Source organism: Caloranaerobacter ferrireducens (assembly GCF_001730685.1).
Lineage (GTDB): Bacteria > Bacillota > Clostridia > Tissierellales > Thermohalobacteraceae > Caloranaerobacter > Caloranaerobacter ferrireducens.
The window spans coordinates 1-19,645 of record NZ_MDJR01000002.1 but is presented as its reverse complement, the minus strand read 5'-3'; the positions used below and the strand labels follow the sequence as shown (position 1 = coordinate 19,645).

The following is a 19,645-nucleotide window of genomic DNA, read 5'->3' as shown; positions in this document are numbered from 1 at the left end:
TAATCCCCAACTATTAGTTGGATTGATAGAGGTAAGCCGTTATTTCACCGCCTCCGACTGTCCACTTTACCTAATTGTCAAGGTTCAATGTTGCCAATTAAAAAACCTAGGTGAGATACATTGAGTATTATTACATTCCATCATACTAGTTTACTGGTGGAATCTAATAATACTCAATTTTGTATCTACCTAGGTAGTTTTTTAGACATGTTATTATTTTGTTACTATTATAATCTAGCATATAATACCAAATAAGTCAACATATTTTTTTAAAAATTATTATAAACTTTTTTAAAAATATATTTAATATATTTTTTAATTGTTATTAATTCATAATACATATAAATATTTGTGCAAACACATATAAAAATTAATATTCTAAATATAAGAATTATGCATACTATTAATTTTATAGTTATTTTAGTTACTTTGGTTACTATTTCTTTTCTTGCTATATCATGATTACATATAAATACAATTGTAGTTAATATTCGAGTGTATTAATATATTCAACAAACACCATTTTCTTTTATTTACATATACCCTCCAAAACTAAAAAATATATCAAAACTACAAGAAGATTTGTTTCAATAATAATAACATATAAATATTTGATATGCATTAAGTATATAAATAAGTATTTACATATATTTTAATTTCTTATAAACTAATTATCTATCCAACTATAATTTTTACGGATAAATATATATTAAAAATAGTAATCAAACCAATTAAATTTTTAATACAAATAAATATATTTAAAGAATCTCGCATTTATTCAAAGTTCAGTTAAGTATTTAAATAGTTTTTATACACATATAAAACCATTAGAAAAATACCATGCCATTAATTCAATAATTTAATGAATTTTTCAAGTTTTTATATCTTATCTCTTGATATTTATATATTAGTATATATTCTTATTTAAACGGCGGATATTTCATATTTCTCAAGTCTAATGCTTGTCTACCTCCTTCAAGTATATTTAGTACTTTTTCGCTTATTCCAACTTTATCAATAGAACCAGAACAACTAATATAACCATTCTCTCCAGTAGATTCAAGGATAATTATGTTTTCTGCATCTCCCGATATTGGAATATTAGGATTATGAGTTGCAAATATTAACTGCCTACTATTTTTTATTTTTCTAAACTCTTTTACTAAACTTGAATAAATATAAATGTTATCCAAGTCATCTTCTGGTTGATCTATTATTAAGGGTCTATTATCACCTAAGTCATGTGCAGCAGTAACAATCATTAATAGCATAGCCACTGATTTCTGTCCCATAGAAAGCCTAGTTCTTGGAAGAAACCTTTGTTTTTTGCTTATACCTGTGTTTACATTGTACGCATATTCAATTTTATCTTCTGGAAAAATAGTAAAAATCCATTTTTTAAACACAGGTCTTACCCATTCAATTAACTGTTTAGCATCACTTTCATCAAAATCATAACATTTAGCCAATTTGTTTGGCTTATTATTTAAAATATATATAGGAAAAAGCCATTCTTCATTTTCTAAAGTCACCTTTTTAACTATTTGCTTCAACCATTCTCTCAAAAGTATTTGTTTTTCATACGTTATATTAAACTTATATCTACACTGTTTCACAGTTTCATCGATAATTCTTTTTTTGTCATTTTGCGAAAAATATCTATTCAACCTTAATCTTACTTGTCCATCTAAAATTTCATTTACTCTTTCAATTATTTTCCCTCTTAAATTAAACAATTGCCTTCTTCTTTCTAAGATTTCAATAAATGGCCTTGTTATTTCCTGCATATCTTGCTCATTAATATGACAATTATTACTAATATAATCTCTCCACTCAAAATTATGGCACTTTTGTAGTGCCGTTTTCATAGATTCATAATTTTTCCTTATTGCTCTAAGCAAAATAATATATTCTTCTTTATTGTTTATAAGCAAAAGGTTATTTACAACTTCTATAGGCCCTCTTTCATCTTGAGCATAATTTAATATGGCTCTCTGCTTATAAGCAACTGATGAAAAATTTTGTAATTCATTATAAACTTCTTTGCTTTTTTTGCTACTATAAAAATTTCCATTTTTACTCAACTTATAAATGCTAGGCTTCTTTTTCACATTTATCAATTCTTCAGTATAACTGTCAAAGTCAATTTTGGGTTCACAAACAAAAGCATATACTTTCCCAAAATAATTTAAAAAGACAACAGAAGTATCAAATTTTAATGCAACTTCATCATCACTTACTTTAGGGAAAAGTGTATATTGGACTACATCTAATAACGTTGACTTTCCAGTCCCTCTTGCTCCAATAACACAGTTTAGTGATTTGTTAAATCTAAAAATTTGGAACCCATTGTCGCTGTTACTACTTCCTAAATATCCACCCTTAATAGCAACACCTTCTATATAAGGATGAGTTATTTGTGGTATTTCATCGTATATTCTTACTTCTGGATCCAATAGTGCAGTTTTTAACCCATGAAATGTCAATTCTGATAATTTTATGTATGAATACCTTTCCCCTATAGGTCTACCATCCGCTTCATACTTTCCTTCAATATTCCTTGTTCCATGACTATCAGAACAATACACTATTGCTATACTTTTTTCTCTTCTATAGTGTTTATTGTTAAGAATATCTTTTAAAAGTTTATCTTTTAATTTTTTATCGTTAAGACTAATACCATAAAGATATTCAGACTTTATAATAGATGCTAGACTTTTACCCTTATGTATCCAAGAATCATCTCCATTTTTATTAGTATGAAGAAGTTTTTCCAACATACCTTTTGATGAATCAGCATGGGCTAAAATAGTTATACCACCTATTTCACTTATTTTTTTCATCAATTGTATAGGAGTTACTTTATAAGCATCTGCATCTTCATCACCTTGCTCATTAACATCTATGCCTATATTGTACAAAAATGTGTTTAATTCATCCTGAGTTTTTTCAGGTGGAAAAATTGCTAGGATGTGCTTTCCAAAATTAGATATTTCAACACCTGGAAGAATCAACATGTTTGCATATTTACTATATTTTTGCTTATCAGCCTTCATATAATCCATCATTTCATAATACCCTTTAACAGTATTATGGTCAGTTATTGCGATAATACTAATTCCATTTTTAAAGGCTTCATCAAGTATCCTAATATACTCTTCCTCATTACTTGAATATATTTTTTTATAACACTTTGACATAGGAGTATGTATATGTAAGTCCATTTTATAATACTCACAACCGTATTTTTTTCTACACACTTTATTATAAAGTTGCTTTAATAAAGTTGTATTCATAAGTTCCACACTCCCTTAAATCATCATTTTAATTGTTTATTACTTTACATACATTATATACCTAAATTTTGGTATTTTCCATAAACTCCCTTATTAAATGTTACATTCTTTCTAATATCTACTCTTTCTAAAAAGAGAAACAATAAGACCCCACATCCACAGTTAGGTTCTTATTGTTTCTCTTTTCTTATAAAAAAATCTACACAAAAATTTGATTTTAATCATCAAGTAAATATAATACCTATACTTGAAATTATACTGGAGCCGCTAATTAAAGCGGAAAAAGCCTTATTCTTAAAGCGTAAAATAGTAGAGTTATTACGGAGAACATTATAATAAAGCAGAAAAAAATGTTTGGTGGCTCCTTCTGAAAAGGAGGAGTTATAATGAGTTTAAACATTAATTATCAAAATCGTCAGTCAGTACCTATCACAGATTTTGAATTTTTATCTTTATTTAAAACAACAAATGAAAGAATTTATTTTAGGTTTATTCATGAAAAAAAGCATTTTGCTAAAAAAGACGACTGCATATTAACTTTACAAGATGATTTTGAGTATCCACTTATGCAGAAAATTTTTCAGAAATATCAAAAACAAGGTTATGGAATCTATTTTGTAGTAAACAGTGGAGGGCATACAAAAGATTCTATCAAACGTATAAATGCTCACTTCATTGACATGGACTTTGGGAAAGTTCCTAAAGTCGCTAACGGAAAAATTGTCAAAGACTCTCAAGGGAAAACTGTATATGTATACAGAAATAGAGAAGAAATAGAGTATTACAAAATTGCTTTTTTAAAGAAATTGAAAAAGTTTGAACTTTGCCCTAATATTATTGTAGAAACCAAAAACGGATTTCATGTATACTGGCTACTTGATCTTGATAAACCACAACAGTTGGAAATTTTTACTGCACTTCAAGAAAAATTAATTGAATATTTTGCTTCAATTGAAGAAAAAAAAGAACATGCTGACAAAAGCGTAAAAGATATTAACAGAGTTTTAAGACTCATTAATTATAATCATCTGAAAAATCCAAACGAACCATTCAAAATAAAGTGTATATTTTTAGATGAATCAATAAAATACACTCAAGAAAATATTGCCTCTGCTATTGGGTTCAGTATTACTGAATTAATTAAAAGCATTAAAAACACTAAAACAAAACCTGAATCCACAAAGAGCGAAGGCGATGTTTTACAAAACAAAATTGGAAAGGTGTATTATTCTACAGATATACAGTATGAAGATTTAATTCCATTTTTAAAACAGCAGGATCTAACAAGGTTCTTAGGAATCAATGTAAACCCTAATGTTAATTTCAAATGTATTTTTCACAATGATAGTAACCCTAGTGCTGTTATAAGTGATAAAAACGGCTACTATAGATATTTCTGCAATTCTCCTGCCTGTATTTGCCACAATAACAGTAAAGGTGTTGATATTATTGATATAGTGAAAATTAAAGAAAATTGCAGTACTTCATCTGCTCTAAAAAAGTTGATTAAATACTATAAAATTAACTTAAAAGACTCAACTTGGATAAATAGAGAGAATAAAAGAATTGAAACTAATATTCTACTTTTGAGTCAACTCAATAGTAGAAAAGAACAATTTCCAAATCTAAATCGTATCATCAGATTCGGATATCCTTTACTAATTGCTATTCTTGAAATTTGCAAAGAAAATATTACAAATAGGTTTTTTAGTATAGATGGTGAAAGTATCTTTTTCTTTTCTAATAGATATCTAGCAAAAAAAACAAATAAAAGTGTTGTAAATATAAATAAATATATTAATTTATTCTGTACTCTAGGATTACTTAAAAAAATTCCATACGAAAAAGTAAATGAGAATTTAAAGGCAACTGCCATTGAGATTTCTAAAAATAATGGTTATAACAACGGTATTTCCTTCTACACTGTTCCTAATTATGATAGAATATTTAAAACAGCAGATGAAAGAGCAGCAGTAATGCTGAAATATCGATTCAGTATTAATGGTATGAGTAAAAAATATTTAGAAGGATGCTTTGGAAAAGAATTTGCTAATCAAATCTATCTTGTAAATGTTAAGGATAGTGAGAGAAGCAGAAAAATCAGGAATGCTATAGAAATCTTTATATTAAAACAGATTAAAACTTATGGCTACTGCACAAAGGATATGATTATGGATTATCAACTAAAAATAAACAATAATTATATTAAGCGTGGAGTAAAAGAATATGAGTTTAGAAAAGTTTTACCTGATATTATTCAAAAATATGATTTAGTATATATAAAAGCAAACAAAAATATAAATAAAAGGCTTAATATAGAAACTAAAAAATATTTAATTATACAAAGTAGTTTATTAGAACAATAATCATCAAAAAGAGAAACAATAAGAACCTAACTGCAGATGTGGGGGTCTTATTGTTTCTCCTTTCTAATTAAATTTATATAAGTAAATTAAAAAATAAACAGACTCTTTAATAGTTTGATAATAAATTATATGCCTACTTAAACCGTATAACTATGCTTACTTTAATATAATTTTCAATCAATTTAATGTTTAAGTATGATTTTCAATATATTATCAGTATTAATATAATGTATGCTTTTGTATTCTATATTTACATGATTTTTAAAACTTAGTTTCATACCAATTGTTTTATATGTTATGGTAAATATCATATATAAAATATTATTTATATAATAATCAGTCTATTACTCCTTAACTTCGTTAATCCTTGTTATCATAAAATACAGTCATATATTTACTATTAAATAACATGTATTTCACAGTCGAAAAACCCCCCATTTTTCAATCGAAAATTCCCCAGTAAATAAATAACAAATATGAAATCTATATTAATGAATTAACATAGAACCTCTGCAGATATGGTATATATGCCTTTCCGGCAAACTAATAAATAAAAGGCTTAGCCAACTTCAATAGGTTACCATACCTGCCTCTCCATGTAAATTCTACTGGAATTAAAATAACGATACTTTTTCCTTAAGTAGGGGAATTTTCAATTAATATCGTGGAGATTTTTCGATTAACATAAATAATTTTTATATAATAAATAATATATATTTTTTTTATTTAAATTCTATAAAAACACTTATTAAACAGGCTAAAGAATATAACGGACCAGAAATGTTTAAAGAAACGATGAATTATTAAAAATATATGAAAAAATATATAACACTACTAAAAATGAAAATATCATTTATGGTAGAATAGGTAAATTAATGAAGTAGGTAATATATATGTCTAATTTTAATCGAAAAGATTTTTTTAAAGAATTACATGACCAAAGAAAGACTGAAACAAGATGGAAAGTAGATGAAGCAATAAAAGGCTTTCAAAAGCAAATAAAACCTTTAATTTTAATAGTGTAGTTAGTAGGGCTGGTATATCTAAAAAGACTTTATATAATAATCCAGATATTAAAGAAAGAATTGAAACTTTTAGATTCCAACAATCACAAGTACCAACTCATGCTCAAATTAAGTGTGAAATGTATAAAAATAATAAAGATGCTTTAATATCATCTCTAAAACGTAAAATTAAAAAACTTGAAGAACAAAACAAACAGTTAAGAGCAGTTGAAGATTGCTCATACTGATGTTTATAAAAAAAATTAAATACTACAATTGTCAAAATAAAAGAAAGAAGGAATATATTATACATATGCAATATATTCCTTCTCTTTTTTTATTTATGTGACAATATATCAGCAGGGTTTCCTTCAACCGTATTATTTGCTTTTTTAACTAAAATCCTAAGTTCAACTATTATCTGACTTCTTTTAATTTTAAATTGATATCATATCTCTTATTAAAAATAAAAGTAATTATTGTTTCATATAAACTTAATTGTTTCTTACTTAATTCACCTTTACTTAATGCTTTACTTAAATTTTCAATATGTTCAATAGCATCAGATATAGTATGAATATCTCGATAAGGAACACAGTCAACAGATATTCTTGTTATCTTTACTTCTAAATTACATATATCATATAACGATTCTCTATTCCCACAAGGCTCGAAATGCACTATAATCTTACTGCCGCATGTGCCTTGAATAACAATTACATTATCCTTTTCATTAATACCTTTTCTTACTATATCATAATAACTTATATACTCCCCTTGCATAATTCTTTCTACAATATAATCTTTACTTAATCGATATATTATATTTGAAATAGTATCCACAGTTCCCCTATATTTTTCCTTCATAATATTTTTATACTTATCAGTTTCATCTTCCATTATTATAAATCCTGTTTTTTCTTTCAACCTATCGGCAAAATAATTATCGTTGGTTGCAACATAAAACACTTCATCTATATCGTCTTCAACATAATGCAATTCCATATTATCAAGAACTTTCATAAGTAGTTCTTTTGAATCTTCTTCGATGTCGTCATAATCATATTCATCTTCTATATTAAAACCTGAATTCATTAATTCTAACTTTAATTCATATCCAGAAACAACTTCTGCTCCTGCCTTTAAAGCATCATTTACTTGTTTTTCTGTACATCTTTTTAGCACATCTTCATAACGAGCAAGAGATATAAAATCATCCAAAACATAATGTGGAGCATCATCTCCTAACAATCCAAGTTGATAACTGTCCAAATATTCTCCAAAAGTTGTTATACCTCTTACTAATTTTAAATCTGTTAATTTAAAAAGTTTTATTCTCTTAACATATATTATTTTAAACATAGCCCTTCTCCCCTTTTTTTAACATTTAAGATGCAGTAGTTCATATAATAATTCTGTTTTTCTTGTAAAAACAATAGTTTAATTTAATAATTTGTTTAAGTATCAACTTGGCTAAGTTCCCAATATTTTATGAAAACCTAGCCAGATTGACATTAATTATTCATCTCTTACTTCTTTTATTTCTTTACATTGTTTCTGAATTTTCCCTTGCCATACTTAACATTGAAATACAAGTAGCAATTGATTTAGTTTCATATTTCGCAACTATATTTAGTGTAAATTCTACAAGATCTATATCAGTTAAAGTTTCTAACTGCTGTTCGCTTAACTTCTTATGTTCATAAAGCACATATAAATACATTATAGCATCACTAATTATATCTAATAATTCTCCTGCCTTCTCACAACGTCTTAATCTAATGATTGGAAAAGTATTACCTTTTTTATAATTAGTTCTTACTATTTTGACTACTTTCTTTATCATACTTTCATTATATAATTGTACTAGACTATCCTCTTCTTTTAATTGTGTGTTGTTCATAAAAACCACCCTTTCTTTTTAATATTAATGTAGTTATATAATGGCTTTAAAAAAACTTTGATAATTTTTATATTATAAATTATCTTAATCTTCTATTAAACAATAAGATTCTAAACATATTTTAACTAAATCAAAATAACCTTCTTTATTTGAAATTTCTATTAAAGCCTTTAAATCGTTTATGCTTAATTCTATTAATTCTTCCTCAGCCATTTCTCCACGTTTAATTAAAAAATCAAGATGTTGTATTGAGTATAAGATAAGATTTATTATGTCTGCTACATTTTTACAATCACTAACTTTGCTTAACCAATCATCTGCCTTTCTTCTTTCTAAATACAAAAGGCGTCCTATTTTTTTAATTACTTTATTGTCATAAATTTCATTTAAAATTGATGCTTGATTTTGTGATACTGTTTTTGACATATGAATCAGCCTCCTCATTTTTTATTTTTGAATTATTTTTATTAATAATTTTTTAACTTAATAAGTTATTGTTTTTTATAACATAACACATAAAATTTACATCTTATTTACCTGCCTATTTGCATATAGACTATTCTTTAAAATTTTTATATAGCATCATTTTTCTTTTGTGCTTTTAACATAACACATGTTTAAAATAAAACTTTTAAATATAATTTTTAGATTTATTAAAAATGATTTGTTCTTTGTTTTTTAACATAACACATGAATTTATATAAGTTTTTGATGTAATTTAATCCCCTTATTTTTTTCTTGTTTAACATAACACATGTTTTTAACTTATTACTTGTGTATTGATAACATAACACATACAATCAAAATTTAAGTTTTAAGCAAAAAAATCAAATAATTGAATTCTAGAAATTCATTTTATTTTTTCTATTTATTTTTCTATATAAGAATCTTGATTCTAAAATCCATTTTTAAATTTCTTAATTCAACTTTTATATTTTCATAAAAAAATTTCTTGTGAATTTTTAATTTTTTCTTGACTTTTAAATTAATGTTTCAATATAATTCCTTAAAATTAAATAGAAAGGATGATAATTATGATAAAAATAGATATTAAAAAATTTAAAAGTATTTCATTTGAAGACTGTATAAATTACTATATTGACCAAGAAATTGATGCTTATATTAAACGAGTTACATCTGAAATAATTACTAATGCAAAAAAGAAACTTGCATTTAACAAAATGTCAGAAAATGAACAAATTGAATATTTCCTAAAATGCTCATTACTAAAAATCGTGCCTTCTAGACAATGGCAAGAATTCAGCAGAAATAAAGACTATTCTGCTGATGCACTTTACATTACCTTGAAACGCCATTATTTTCTAGCAACAAATAATTTCCCAAATTAACAGTTGATTAAGTAGAGCCAATATGGCTCTATTTTTTTATTTATTGAATAGTTCTAATTCGTTCTTGTATATATTTGCTAGTTCTTAATAGAACTAATATAAATAAAAAATAAGAGCAGTATAAACTGCCCTTTAAATGTTGTCTATTATGTTAAAAATATCCGCTGGAATATCAATATCTTCAGTAATTTTCTCTTTATTTTTAGTATCTTTAAAAACAATATGAGTTTGATTAAGTACTTCTTCAAAAATATTTCTCAAAGTATCTTTATCTACTGTTACAACGCTACTTTCTAATTCCTTGTTTTTTAATATTACATCAACTACATATGCAGTTTTATTTCGTTTACTTTTCAGCAAATTATATACTTCTCTGTCTTCAGATCTTCTCATATCAAAACATAAATTAATTCGTCTTATTTTACTCATCTTACTCCCCCTCTTTCATAGATAGGGCTTTTCTTGCTAATAATTGATATCCTCTACAGTTTGCATACTGATCAAGAAATTCTACATAACCTACTTTATTTGATTTCTCAATGAACTTTCTTAAAAGCATAGCCCCTCCACCAATGAAAAGCATTGGATTTATTTTCGTTTCATAGCCCATTTCTCTTATTTCGTCTAACAAGTCTTCAATATATTGTTCTGCTTTTTGCTGTATTAAATTTATAATTTTTTCATCAAATACAATTGGAGCATTTTCTTTTAAAGTTTCTTCTATCTGTTCTTCACTAATTCTAATATCCTGTTTTAATAATTCTTGCTGAATGTCTCTAAAAAAGGTTATAACTCCCTTATTGATAGAAGTAGCAGAACCTACATCTAATTTCCCGCCTTTATTTACTGTAAAAATGTCTGCTGTATAACCTCCTATATCGCAGCATACAACTTGTACATCTTTAAAATCTTTAAAGACTGTAAGGAAAGCAGAGTACCCTTGAGGGAAGACAAAACAATTTTTAATAGATATTTTATAATCTTGTCCATTAAAACTAAACTGTACATTATCTCGTACAAAATACTGCTGAAATTTTTTCTTCAAATTACCAAAACTTACTATTGGCAGCCCAACTGTTAACATTACATTTGCATTTTTAATTTGATAATGATTTAATACACTTGCAATTCCTGCTAAACTTAAAATAAAAAACTTTTCGTTTGTACTTTTATCAAAAATAACAGAAAACCTGCTATTTCCGATTGAATAATATTTATTACAGTAACAAAGTAAGTTGTCCACAGATATTGGTTCTACACTAGATTCCACATATCCAGAAGAAAAACACACATTTTCACCATTTTCTCCTAATATTTTCATATTCTTATTCCCATGATCTATACTTATTAATATCTGATTGTTCATGATAATTCCTCCTTTTTTTTGAAATATTAGTATTTTAAAATTCCTTCATTTACTTTTTAACTGTCCTTTGCTTGTTGCGAATTTTATAGAACCTTATTTTATAATTTCAAGTCTTTTTTTATTTTTATACTTAATTTTTTATGAATAGGCTTAAATAAAAAAGAGTCACAATAATTTTTAATAATTAAATCATTGCGACTCTTTTACTTCATACAATATTTTTATTCATCTTCTTTTACTTGTCTAATAGGCTTTCCTTCATCATCAACTACATATAATTTATCATCAATATATCTAACTTTAGTTCCATCTTCTAAACGAAATATTTTTCCATCAATAGCATATCCTTCGTCCCATTCTCCGTCATATTCAAGACTTCCATCTTCATAATATGATATCCCATATCCGTGAGGCATACCATCTTTATAATAACCATCATAACAAATTTGTCCATTTTCATAGTAAGTAACTACTTTTCCATCCAATATTCCATTTTTCCAGTTGCCTATTTGCGATACCCCTCCTGTTAAAAAATATGATTTGCCAACCCCTGTAACTTCTCCTTCTTTAAATTCTCCCTCATACAACAGAGTACCATCTTCCCAATAAAGTTTACCTTTTCCATGTGGCAGCCCATCCTTCATTTCTCCACTATAATATACTTTACTATCGTAATAATTACTCTCGTATTTATTATGATATCCTTCTATACATTCTAATTTTTGTGCTGTATTTCTTATAATGCATTGTAATTCTCCAGTATATCTTAACCTGCCGTCTTTTTCTAGAATAATAATATCTAATTCATTTTGATTTTTACCATAATTTGTTCTCATATCTTTTATATCATATGTTAGTTTAAACTCATTATTAAAAAAGATACTTTGAAAATCAATATTTATTATCAGTATTTCGTTTATTGAATTATAACTTAAAGCGATATTTTTAACATACTTATTAAATCCATTTTCTGAAAAATATTGCTCCAAATTATATTTTATGTTTTCTCTATCCAAATGGCTGATATTAAATTCCCTTATTAGCAGATATCTTTTAACTATAGAATTTGTGCAATGATAAACCATAATTGCTTTATCAATTGAAAAAATTTTATCTCTCTTTCTTTTTATGATATTTAGTACTTTATTTGCTAATTTTATCATTATTAAAATCCTCCTTATCTTTTATATTTCACTATGACTAATTCATTAAATCACTACCTAAGATCTGCAATAATGCCACTTCTCTTTACACCTGCAGTCGCTGCAGATCTTCCTTATTAAGTTGCCAAGGTACATTTTCTAGGCAACAAAAAAACTGATGCCTTAGAAATATTAGAATTTACAAATAGACACACTTATAGTGGGTCTATAATTCTAATAATTTCTAAAACATCAGTTTTAATTTTCTTATTTAATTTTACATTCAAAGTATATAACAAAATATAAATTAATGCAATAGTTTTTTTATAATTTTATTTTTACTTGAAAACACTTATATCTTTGTATATTATGACTGAACCGAATAGACATAAGGAGGTCTGTTATGAAAGTATTTAAATTTGAAGTAGTTATAGGCAAAAACAATGAAATTCATTTTATTACAACAACAGCAAACAAAATAACAACTAAAAAACTCATAATCCAATGGTATTTATTTAAAAAGATATTTTCGAAAGAAATATGTTTAGAAGATTTCTTTGAAAAGAAAGGTTATTTATTAAAGGATTTTTCAAATAATAACGGTTTAATATACAAAATGTTAAAAGAGAACAAATATGAGGTTATAGATTTAACTAATATAGATATGTATATATTGAATCTATTTCATACAAATTAAATGTCTTTATATTATAGCAACTACTTAGTAAAAAAGTAGTTGCTATATTTTTAGTTATATCTCTAAATCTTTTGTGTTTACTTAAACATATCTTATTTTTAAACATCAAGAATGAATATTCCAAAAATAATTAGCAAATACATTAATTTTTTTACTTCATTTTTTGAAATCAAAATTTTTGTATATATAATGTATAAAAAATATATAAGAAAGGATGATTCTATGAGTATAGATGTTGCAATACTAAATGTCAGAGATTTCAGGAATTTAAAAGTTTATCAGAAAGCACGAGATTTAATAAATGATATTTGCGATATTACAGAAAAATACCTGGAATAAGATTTAAGAAATTCGGCTTAAAATTTAAGTTTTGTTTTTTATTTTTTAGTTCTTATTCCTTATTTCTTATTCCTTAATTAAGATAATTAAGATGTTATATATTTTTAATAAAAACTAAAATTTCTCGTAAGATTTTATGTAAAAGTGATTATATGTATTGGTAAATTGTTTAATTATTTAATGAAAACACAATACAAAATATTAAAAACATTTATTAAGAGATAACATTTTTAATTAATTAAAACGTTTTAAAAATTATATCTATTTTTACAAAAATTTTTATATATAGTATTTTTGAACTTAATTCCACAATATGGTACACTATATGTATGTAAATAAGTATTTATATATTTTAAATATTAAAATGGATATAAAAATAAGTTATTAAAAAATTAAAAAAAGTAATAAAAGAATACAGTAAAAGTTTAATTAAACATCGTAAATTAAAATTTATAGAAGTAAATATAAAAATAGTTACTATTAATACAATCATATTCTTTGAAAAATCTTTATTATTACAAAGTGTATAATAGATAAAAAATGTTAAAGTATAAGGGGGAATCATTTATAATGACTAATGAAAAAATAATTGAAATAAAAGAAAAAGTAAAAGAGCAAAATGTTCAAAATGTAGGAATATTTGTTGATTTTGATAATATTTATTATGGGCTAAGAGATTTTGCAATTAATTTAAATGACGAAAACTATTGTATATTTAAAATGTTAAATGATATTTATGAAAAAGATAGAATAAGAACTATGAGAGCATATGCTGATTTTGATCAAGTAAATGGAATAAAATTAAAATCATTACAAGAAAAAAGAGTTCAAATTAGAAATGTATATGGAAATGGTAGAGAAGAAAAATATCGAAAAAATGCATCTGATATCGAATTATCAATAGATGCAATAGAAACTTATTATAAAAATGAAAATATTGATACTTATGTATTCGTAACTGCTGATAGTGATATGATACCAATAATGAGTAGAATGATGTATAAAGGAAAAAAAGTTCATTTATATTATATTGATGAAAATAGATCACAATATCAAAATATTACAAACTATGCTCATTTAAGTGAAGATATATTAACAATTTTTAATATCTCTTTAGAAAGGAAAAAACCAGAATATTGGTTAGATGATGTTATAAATATAATTAATCAATGGTATAATAATCCCAAAAATAATAATAAGTTATTAGGTGGTAAATGGTTAAATCAAGAACTTCAAGAAAAATTATTTATGTCACATAACTTAGCATCAAATGTTATACAATATTTAGAAGAAAATGAATATATAAAGAAAGTTTCAAGAGTTTTAAATGATAAAAATATAGAAGGCTACATTTTAAATAGTAAAAATAACGAAAATGTAATTAAAATGAATGAAAAAGCAGTATAATTTTAAAAAGTTTTACATATTATATTACTAGAAATACAAATAAATTTAATATTGACATACAAAATTTAAGAGTATATAATATTACTATAGATTTATGGTTCGATATAATTTAATTTCGATTAATTTTAGTTTCGCTTAATTTAGTTTCGGTCAATTTAGTTTCGCAATCTTTATGCTAAACAAAGGGCTTACACTTTTATAAGTGTAGGTCCTTTGTTTTTGTTTTTTAACTTTATATTTTTTAAATTTATTTTTTAATTATTTCTTCCTTAACACTTAACTACTTAACATTTAATTACTTAATACTATATATAATATATAATATAATATATGTTATATAGTAAAATCACAGTTTTACTGTATTTTTTCAATACTTTCAACTGATTTTAAAGCGACAAAATAAAAATCAAACCTAACAATTATTCCTTAATACTTAACACTTATTATTTGTCACTTATTACTTACCACCTACTCCTTAACACTTAAATTTCTTTTAAAATCCTTTTAAAAATTCTTGATTTTAGATAAAAAATTTGTATAATACAATTAAACTTGTAATTGGTAATTTCAGATTCATAGAGAGGTATATCTTCGTACTATACTTACTTTACTGACTTTAAAACTTTTAATGTTATTTCTTGATTTTCAACTTTATATGCTAATTTATCTAGTTTTTCTTCTATTTCTGTTATTTTTTCAATACTTTGTTTATATCCATCATAAAGGGCTTTATGAGTTTTATCCATTTTGTTTTCGAATTTCACTATTTTTGTTTAACTCTTGCTATGTCTTGTTTTATAGCCATATTTTTTCATTTCTTGTATTTCAACATACATTTTTTCTAATAAATTAAATATTTTTTCAGTGTTAGTATTTAAATTAGTTCAAAATTCCCCTATTTCAAGAAAAAGTACCATTATTTTAATTCCAGTAGAATTCACATGGAAAAGCAGGTATGGTAACCTATTGAAAATGGTTAAGCCTTTTGTTTACTAGTTTACTGACAAGGCATATATACCATACCTGTAAGGACTCCATGTTTGTTTACTAATAATAGATTCTATGTTTGTTATTTATTTGCTTGATAATTTTCAACTGTGAAATACAATAGATTTCTACTTGCTTTTCATTCTCCTAATATAAACGAATTATACTATGCATTTTTAATATCTTCTAACAATTCCTTTTCTGAATCAAAATTAAATATAGAGATCTTCTGTTTCCCTAAATATTTAATAAAATCTGACTCACTCATTTCTGCTAATTTCGCACATTGACCTAAAGATAATTTTTTATTTTTATAACATTTTACTGCTAATGCCTTCTTTATTTCATATGTTGTTTTATCTTTTTTATCAACCGATTCTTCTCATTGTTTGAATAAATTTACCAAAGATTTAAATTCTTTATTCCCTTTTTTATATTTTCCAATTTCTTTAGATAATTCTTGTATAAAGTCTGGTACAGCAGTAACTCTTTCAGAGTTTTGTTTCATTTCAATCACCCTTGTCCTCTTATATACTTTCTTCTTATATTCATATTCCTATTATAAATATCTCAAGACATGTATCTCTCATTCTTATTATGATATACAATTATCTCTTCGTTAATATCAACAATTTAATATTCTTTTACTTTAAACTACTCATATATCTCCAATTTCAACTCTTTGTCCCTTTGTTTTGATGAATAAATTCCTTTTTAAAATTAAATTTTATATCCAATATTGTATTCCTAAAAGTAAATTTATTAATTTTAACTGTTCATCAACAATTTCTTTTGGAAAAGAATCATCTTTTTCACTTCTAAAATCTAAAGCCCAAAGTTCCCAAGAAAATGTATCAAAACGTATATATTTATTTTTATTTATTTCATATACCAAATTATTTACTTCTTTATACAAAACATCCTCTTTTTTTAGTTTCTTGTATTTTTCTACATCTGCTAAAAATAATAAAGGCCTTGTAATTCTTAATCTAAATTCATTAAAATTTCCTGCTTTATTTATCTCTAAATAATTTTTTAAGTTTTGACAATACAATCTATACATGTATAAACCTCTCCCTACTTTTTTAAGTTTCTCTCGAATGTTATTTTTTTCTTTATTACTTAAAAAACATTATTTTAGCACAAATATAATATTACTAATTTTTATATTTAAAATGAATTTATTTCAAAAATCGTTTTTATTGTAAGCATTTTGCTATACCAGATAAATTTAAATTATATTATATTATCTTATTTTAATTTTATTTCGACTATTCCCCTTGATTTGCTCTAATGCATTGAATTTTTCAAATTTATCCTGCAAATCATCCGTAAACATATTAACATACTCTTTCACAATATCTAAAGACTTATGATTAAGAATTTTCTGTAGTCTAAATATATCTCCTCCTGCTAATATCCATTTTTTCGCAAAAGTATGCCTAAACAAATGTATAGATGTTTTCATAACACCTCTTTTTTGATTATATTTTCTTATTGCTGTTGAAAGTGCATTAGTAGTTAATTTTTGTCCATAAATATTACAAAATAAATAATCATCTGGTTCTCCTCTTCTAATTTTAATATATTCTAATAGAATTCTTTCTAAAGTCTTTGAAAGAGGAATAACTTGTTGCCTTCTATTTTTACTTTTTTCAATTTTTATTAATCCATTTTCAAAATCTATATCTTTAATTTTTAAGTTTACTACTGTTGACAATCTATTCCCAGTACCTAGTAAATAATTTATAATAACCCAATTTCTATACTCTGCAAAACTACAACTATTCATATTTGGCTTTTTTAACAAAAGTTCCAATTCTTTATCAGAATATGTTTCTTTAACCTTTTTTTCTGATTTAATTAATTTAATCTTAAATTCATCTAAATAACCTAATTTCATAAAATAATATAAAATTACTCGTAGACCTCGTAAACGAGTATTTATTGATATCGAATTACAGTTTGTCTGATTTTGCAGATAGATTATATAATCATATATTACTTTTTGTGAAATAACTTCAATTCTATTATCACTAGGAAAAAATTCAGTAAACACTCTATAACACTCTTCATAATAATCTAGTGTTGCCTCTGACAAATTTTTAACTCTGCAATATCTATAAAATTCTTTAAATCCCTCTTCCAAAGTCTTTTTTCTGTTTTCTTCATTTTTGGACATTTTTATTCTCACTACTAACCCCCCTTTCTGCAATCTTTCCATTTAAAAATCAAAAAAAATCAGTCCATCTGATTAGTAATTTTACCTTAAAAAATCAGATGGACTGATTTAAATATTAAAATCAAAAGAAACCTGATTTTATCAGGTTTCTACCACTTCTGGTGCGCCCTGAGGGACTCGAACCCCCGACCAACTGATTCGAAGTCAGCGACTCTATCCAACTGAGCTAAGGGCGCAGGAAATCAATTTTAAATTTTAAATGTTAAATGGTAAATATTTAAATCTATTAACAAATAATATTTTACAAAAAACCAAGTGATATTACAATAATATATTAACCATATTTATGCAAATATATTAGAACAAAATCTTCGATTCAAATAAATTGAGGAAGATTTTGCCTATATCCATTACGGAAATTATATGCAAAATTATCCACAATTAACGAGGTATAATAATTTCCTATGGATTATAAAAAAAGCAAAACACAAAATAAATGTGATACAATTAAAGTATATTGGATATATAAAGGGGGGCTACAAATGTCAATAATAGCAAAAACTTATAGGGGGAATATAGTAGACCTTACTCATATAGGTCATATTGCAGTAGTTGATTATACAGGAAAAATACTTTACTATTACGGTGACCCTAAAAGAGTAACATTTGCTCGTTCGTCTGCTAAACCTATACAAGCTATACCTGTTTTAGAAAGTGGTGCAGTCAAAGAATATGGAATAACAGATAAGGAAATAGCTATATTTTGTGCATCTCACAGCGGTGAAAGTTTTCATGTCAATACTGTGAGAAGTATTTTAAAAAAAGCAGGTTTAAATGAAGAATATCTTCAATGTGGTTCACACTATCCTTTAGCTGATTATGCTGCAGAAGAATTGAAAAGCAAAGGATTAAAACCAGAAAATATACATTGCAATTGTTCAGGCAAGCATGCTGGTATGCTTATCACAGCTAAATACTATGGAGAAGATTTAGATTCATATTTTAAACCTGAACATCCTGTACAAAAAAGAATAATGAAAACTATAGCTGAAATATGTGAATATGATGAAGATAAGATAATAACAGCTATAGATGGATGTGGTGTTCCTGTTCATGCTATGCCATTATATAAATTTGCTCATGGCTTTGCCAGATTATCTAAACCTGAAATTTTTGATTCTGCTAGAGAAAATGTTGTTAGAAAAATTATAAATGCAATGACTCAGTATCCTGAAATGGTAGGAGGAACAAACAGAATTTGTACTGATTTGATGAAAGTTTGTGGAGACAGGCTATTTGCTAAATCAGGAGCTTCTGCTTACTATGCGATTGGATTAAAAAATAAAGGAATAGGAATAACATTTAAAATCGAAGATGGGAATTCAAAACTCATGCCAGCAGTAGTATTAGAAACGTTAAAACAGTTAGATATTATAACAAATGAAGAACTAAAGCAACTTGAAAAATACTATGTTTTAAGAATCAAGAATCATAAGCAAGAAATAGTCGGTGAAACAAAGGTAGAATTTAATTTGATTAGAAATGAAAAAAAGTTGGCTTTTTAGCCAACTTTTTTTATGGAGCGGAAGACGGGATTCGAACCCGCG

18 protein-coding genes, 1 tRNA gene and 1 pseudogene are annotated in these 19,645 nt (G+C 25.2%); 7 read left to right on the top strand and 13 right to left on the bottom strand.

The features are described from left to right. Positions 1 to 920: 920 nt before the first annotated feature. Complete coding sequence (locus BFN48_RS04790; protein ID WP_069649771.1) at positions 921 to 3,296, bottom strand: Spaf_1101 family AAA-like ATPase; 2,376 nt, start codon at positions 3,294 to 3,296, stop codon at positions 921 to 923. Between the two features lie 386 nt (positions 3,297 to 3,682). Here BFN48_RS04790 and BFN48_RS04785 point away from each other — a divergent pair, with 386 nt between their 5' ends. The 3 genes from BFN48_RS04785 (at position 3,683) to BFN48_RS12910 (ending at position 6,914) form a co-directional block, all read left to right on the top strand. After that, the gene (locus BFN48_RS04785; protein ID WP_069649770.1) at positions 3,683 to 5,662 is read left to right on the top strand and encodes a hypothetical protein; all 1,980 of its coding nucleotides are present in this window, start codon (positions 3,683 to 3,685) and stop codon (positions 5,660 to 5,662) included. Between the two features lie 893 nt (positions 5,663 to 6,555). Next, positions 6,556 to 6,687 carry a hypothetical protein gene (locus BFN48_RS12770; protein WP_278287305.1) on the top strand — a complete coding sequence of 44 codons (132 nt, stop codon included), beginning with the start codon at positions 6,556 to 6,558 and terminating at the stop codon, positions 6,685 to 6,687. A gap of 14 nt (positions 6,688 to 6,701) precedes the next feature. Beyond that, positions 6,702 to 6,914 carry a DUF6262 family protein gene (locus BFN48_RS12910; RefSeq protein WP_242863225.1) on the top strand — a complete coding sequence of 71 codons (213 nt, stop codon included), beginning with the start codon at positions 6,702 to 6,704 and terminating at the stop codon, positions 6,912 to 6,914. A gap of 169 nt (positions 6,915 to 7,083) precedes the next feature. Here BFN48_RS12910 and BFN48_RS04775 read toward each other — a convergent pair whose 3' ends face one another. From BFN48_RS04775 to BFN48_RS04765, 3 genes are all read right to left on the bottom strand, one after another. Then, positions 7,084 to 8,028, bottom strand: coding sequence for a hypothetical protein (locus BFN48_RS04775; RefSeq protein WP_069649769.1), 945 nt, complete (start codon positions 8,026 to 8,028; stop codon positions 7,084 to 7,086). Positions 8,029 to 8,212: 184 nt separating this feature from the next. Next, positions 8,213 to 8,569 carry a hypothetical protein gene (locus tag BFN48_RS04770; protein WP_069649768.1) on the bottom strand — a complete coding sequence of 119 codons (357 nt, stop codon included), beginning with the start codon at positions 8,567 to 8,569 and terminating at the stop codon, positions 8,213 to 8,215. Between the two features lie 84 nt (positions 8,570 to 8,653). Next, positions 8,654 to 8,995 (bottom strand): hypothetical protein, encoded by a 342-nt coding sequence (locus tag BFN48_RS04765; protein ID WP_069649767.1) that lies wholly within the window; start codon positions 8,993 to 8,995, stop codon positions 8,654 to 8,656. Between the two features lie 608 nt (positions 8,996 to 9,603). On the opposite strand from BFN48_RS04765, the gene BFN48_RS04760 reads away from it, so the two are divergent. Beyond that, positions 9,604 to 9,918, top strand: a complete 315-nt coding sequence (locus BFN48_RS04760) for a hypothetical protein (RefSeq protein WP_069649766.1) — start codon at positions 9,604 to 9,606, stop codon at positions 9,916 to 9,918. Positions 9,919 to 10,050: 132 nt separating this feature from the next. On the opposite strand, the gene BFN48_RS04755 is transcribed toward BFN48_RS04760, so the two are convergent. The 3 genes from BFN48_RS04755 to BFN48_RS04745 form a co-directional block, all read right to left on the bottom strand. Continuing rightward, positions 10,051 to 10,347 (bottom strand): hypothetical protein, encoded by a 297-nt coding sequence (locus BFN48_RS04755; protein WP_069649765.1) that lies wholly within the window; start codon positions 10,345 to 10,347, stop codon positions 10,051 to 10,053. Between the two features lies 1 nt (position 10,348). Continuing rightward, entirely contained in the window at positions 10,349 to 11,284 is a 936-nt protein-coding gene (locus BFN48_RS04750; protein WP_069649764.1) for a ParM/StbA family protein, read from the bottom strand. Positions 11,285 to 11,505: 221 nt separating this feature from the next. After that, on the bottom strand, positions 11,506 to 12,447 hold the full coding sequence (locus BFN48_RS04745; protein ID WP_069649763.1) for an MORN repeat-containing protein: 942 nt from the start codon (positions 12,445 to 12,447) through the stop codon (positions 11,506 to 11,508). A gap of 382 nt (positions 12,448 to 12,829) precedes the next feature. Here BFN48_RS04745 and BFN48_RS04740 point away from each other — a divergent pair, with 382 nt between their 5' ends. Continuing rightward, positions 12,830 to 13,123, top strand: coding sequence for a hypothetical protein (locus BFN48_RS04740; RefSeq protein ID WP_069649762.1), 294 nt, complete (start codon positions 12,830 to 12,832; stop codon positions 13,121 to 13,123). Between the two features lie 909 nt (positions 13,124 to 14,032). Continuing rightward, complete coding sequence (locus tag BFN48_RS04735) at positions 14,033 to 14,869, top strand: NYN domain-containing protein (protein WP_069649761.1); 837 nt, start codon at positions 14,033 to 14,035, stop codon at positions 14,867 to 14,869. Positions 14,870 to 15,471: 602 nt separating this feature from the next. On the opposite strand, the gene BFN48_RS04730 is transcribed toward BFN48_RS04735, so the two are convergent. The 6 genes and pseudogenes from BFN48_RS04730 to BFN48_RS04715 all read right to left on the bottom strand — a co-directional run bounded on the left by BFN48_RS04730 (position 15,472) and on the right by BFN48_RS04715 (position 18,274). Continuing rightward, positions 15,472 to 15,633, bottom strand: coding sequence for a hypothetical protein (locus BFN48_RS04730; protein WP_242863216.1), 162 nt, complete (start codon positions 15,631 to 15,633; stop codon positions 15,472 to 15,474). Positions 15,634 to 16,022: 389 nt separating this feature from the next. Beyond that, positions 16,023 to 16,205: pseudogene (locus tag BFN48_RS12090) on the bottom strand (UPF0175 family protein); the annotation flags it as partial. A gap of 33 nt (positions 16,206 to 16,238) precedes the next feature. Next, entirely contained in the window at positions 16,239 to 16,364 is a 126-nt protein-coding gene (locus BFN48_RS12765; RefSeq protein ID WP_278287304.1) for a hypothetical protein, read from the bottom strand. Between the two features lie 219 nt (positions 16,365 to 16,583). After that, complete coding sequence (locus BFN48_RS04725) at positions 16,584 to 16,919, bottom strand: hypothetical protein (RefSeq protein WP_069649760.1); 336 nt, start codon at positions 16,917 to 16,919, stop codon at positions 16,584 to 16,586. A gap of 183 nt (positions 16,920 to 17,102) precedes the next feature. Beyond that, positions 17,103 to 18,050, bottom strand: a complete 948-nt coding sequence (locus tag BFN48_RS04720) for a tyrosine-type recombinase/integrase (RefSeq protein WP_242863215.1) — start codon at positions 18,048 to 18,050, stop codon at positions 17,103 to 17,105. A gap of 147 nt (positions 18,051 to 18,197) precedes the next feature. Then, positions 18,198 to 18,274, bottom strand: a tRNA-Arg gene (locus BFN48_RS04715). Positions 18,275 to 18,580: 306 nt separating this feature from the next. On the opposite strand from BFN48_RS04715, the gene BFN48_RS04710 reads away from it, so the two are divergent. Continuing rightward, a complete protein-coding gene (locus tag BFN48_RS04710) occupies positions 18,581 to 19,603 on the top strand; it encodes an asparaginase (protein WP_069649759.1) in 1,023 nt (340 codons plus the stop codon). Positions 19,604 to 19,645 lie beyond the last annotated feature (42 nt).

What these genes read in the sequence shown, in the direction of transcription:
- BFN48_RS04790 (WP_069649771.1), bottom strand. Translation starts at nt 3,296, where the DNA reads ATGAATACAACTTTATTAAAGCAACTTTATAATAAAGTGTGTAGAAAA.
- BFN48_RS04785 (WP_069649770.1), top strand. Translation starts at nt 3,683, where the DNA reads ATGAGTTTAAACATTAATTATCAAAATCGTCAGTCAGTACCTATCACA.
- BFN48_RS12770 (WP_278287305.1), top strand. Translation starts at nt 6,556, where the DNA reads ATGTCTAATTTTAATCGAAAAGATTTTTTTAAAGAATTACATGACCAA.
- BFN48_RS04775 (WP_069649769.1), bottom strand. Translation starts at nt 8,028, where the DNA reads ATGTTTAAAATAATATATGTTAAGAGAATAAAACTTTTTAAATTAACA.
- BFN48_RS04770 (WP_069649768.1), bottom strand. Translation starts at nt 8,569, where the DNA reads ATGAACAACACACAATTAAAAGAAGAGGATAGTCTAGTACAATTATAT.
- BFN48_RS04765 (WP_069649767.1), bottom strand. Translation starts at nt 8,995, where the DNA reads ATGTCAAAAACAGTATCACAAAATCAAGCATCAATTTTAAATGAAATT.
- BFN48_RS04760 (WP_069649766.1), top strand. Translation starts at nt 9,604, where the DNA reads ATGATAAAAATAGATATTAAAAAATTTAAAAGTATTTCATTTGAAGAC.
- BFN48_RS04755 (WP_069649765.1), bottom strand. Translation starts at nt 10,347, where the DNA reads ATGAGTAAAATAAGACGAATTAATTTATGTTTTGATATGAGAAGATCT.
- BFN48_RS04750 (WP_069649764.1), bottom strand. Translation starts at nt 11,284, where the DNA reads ATGAACAATCAGATATTAATAAGTATAGATCATGGGAATAAGAATATG.
- BFN48_RS04745 (WP_069649763.1), bottom strand. Translation starts at nt 12,447, where the DNA reads ATGATAAAATTAGCAAATAAAGTACTAAATATCATAAAAAGAAAGAGA.
- BFN48_RS04740 (WP_069649762.1), top strand. Translation starts at nt 12,830, where the DNA reads ATGAAAGTATTTAAATTTGAAGTAGTTATAGGCAAAAACAATGAAATT.
- BFN48_RS04735 (WP_069649761.1), top strand. Translation starts at nt 14,033, where the DNA reads ATGACTAATGAAAAAATAATTGAAATAAAAGAAAAAGTAAAAGAGCAA.
- BFN48_RS12765 (WP_278287304.1), bottom strand. Translation starts at nt 16,364, where the DNA reads ATGAAACAAAACTCTGAAAGAGTTACTGCTGTACCAGACTTTATACAA.
- BFN48_RS04725 (WP_069649760.1), bottom strand. Translation starts at nt 16,919, where the DNA reads ATGTATAGATTGTATTGTCAAAACTTAAAAAATTATTTAGAGATAAAT.
- BFN48_RS04710 (WP_069649759.1), top strand. Translation starts at nt 18,581, where the DNA reads ATGTCAATAATAGCAAAAACTTATAGGGGGAATATAGTAGACCTTACT.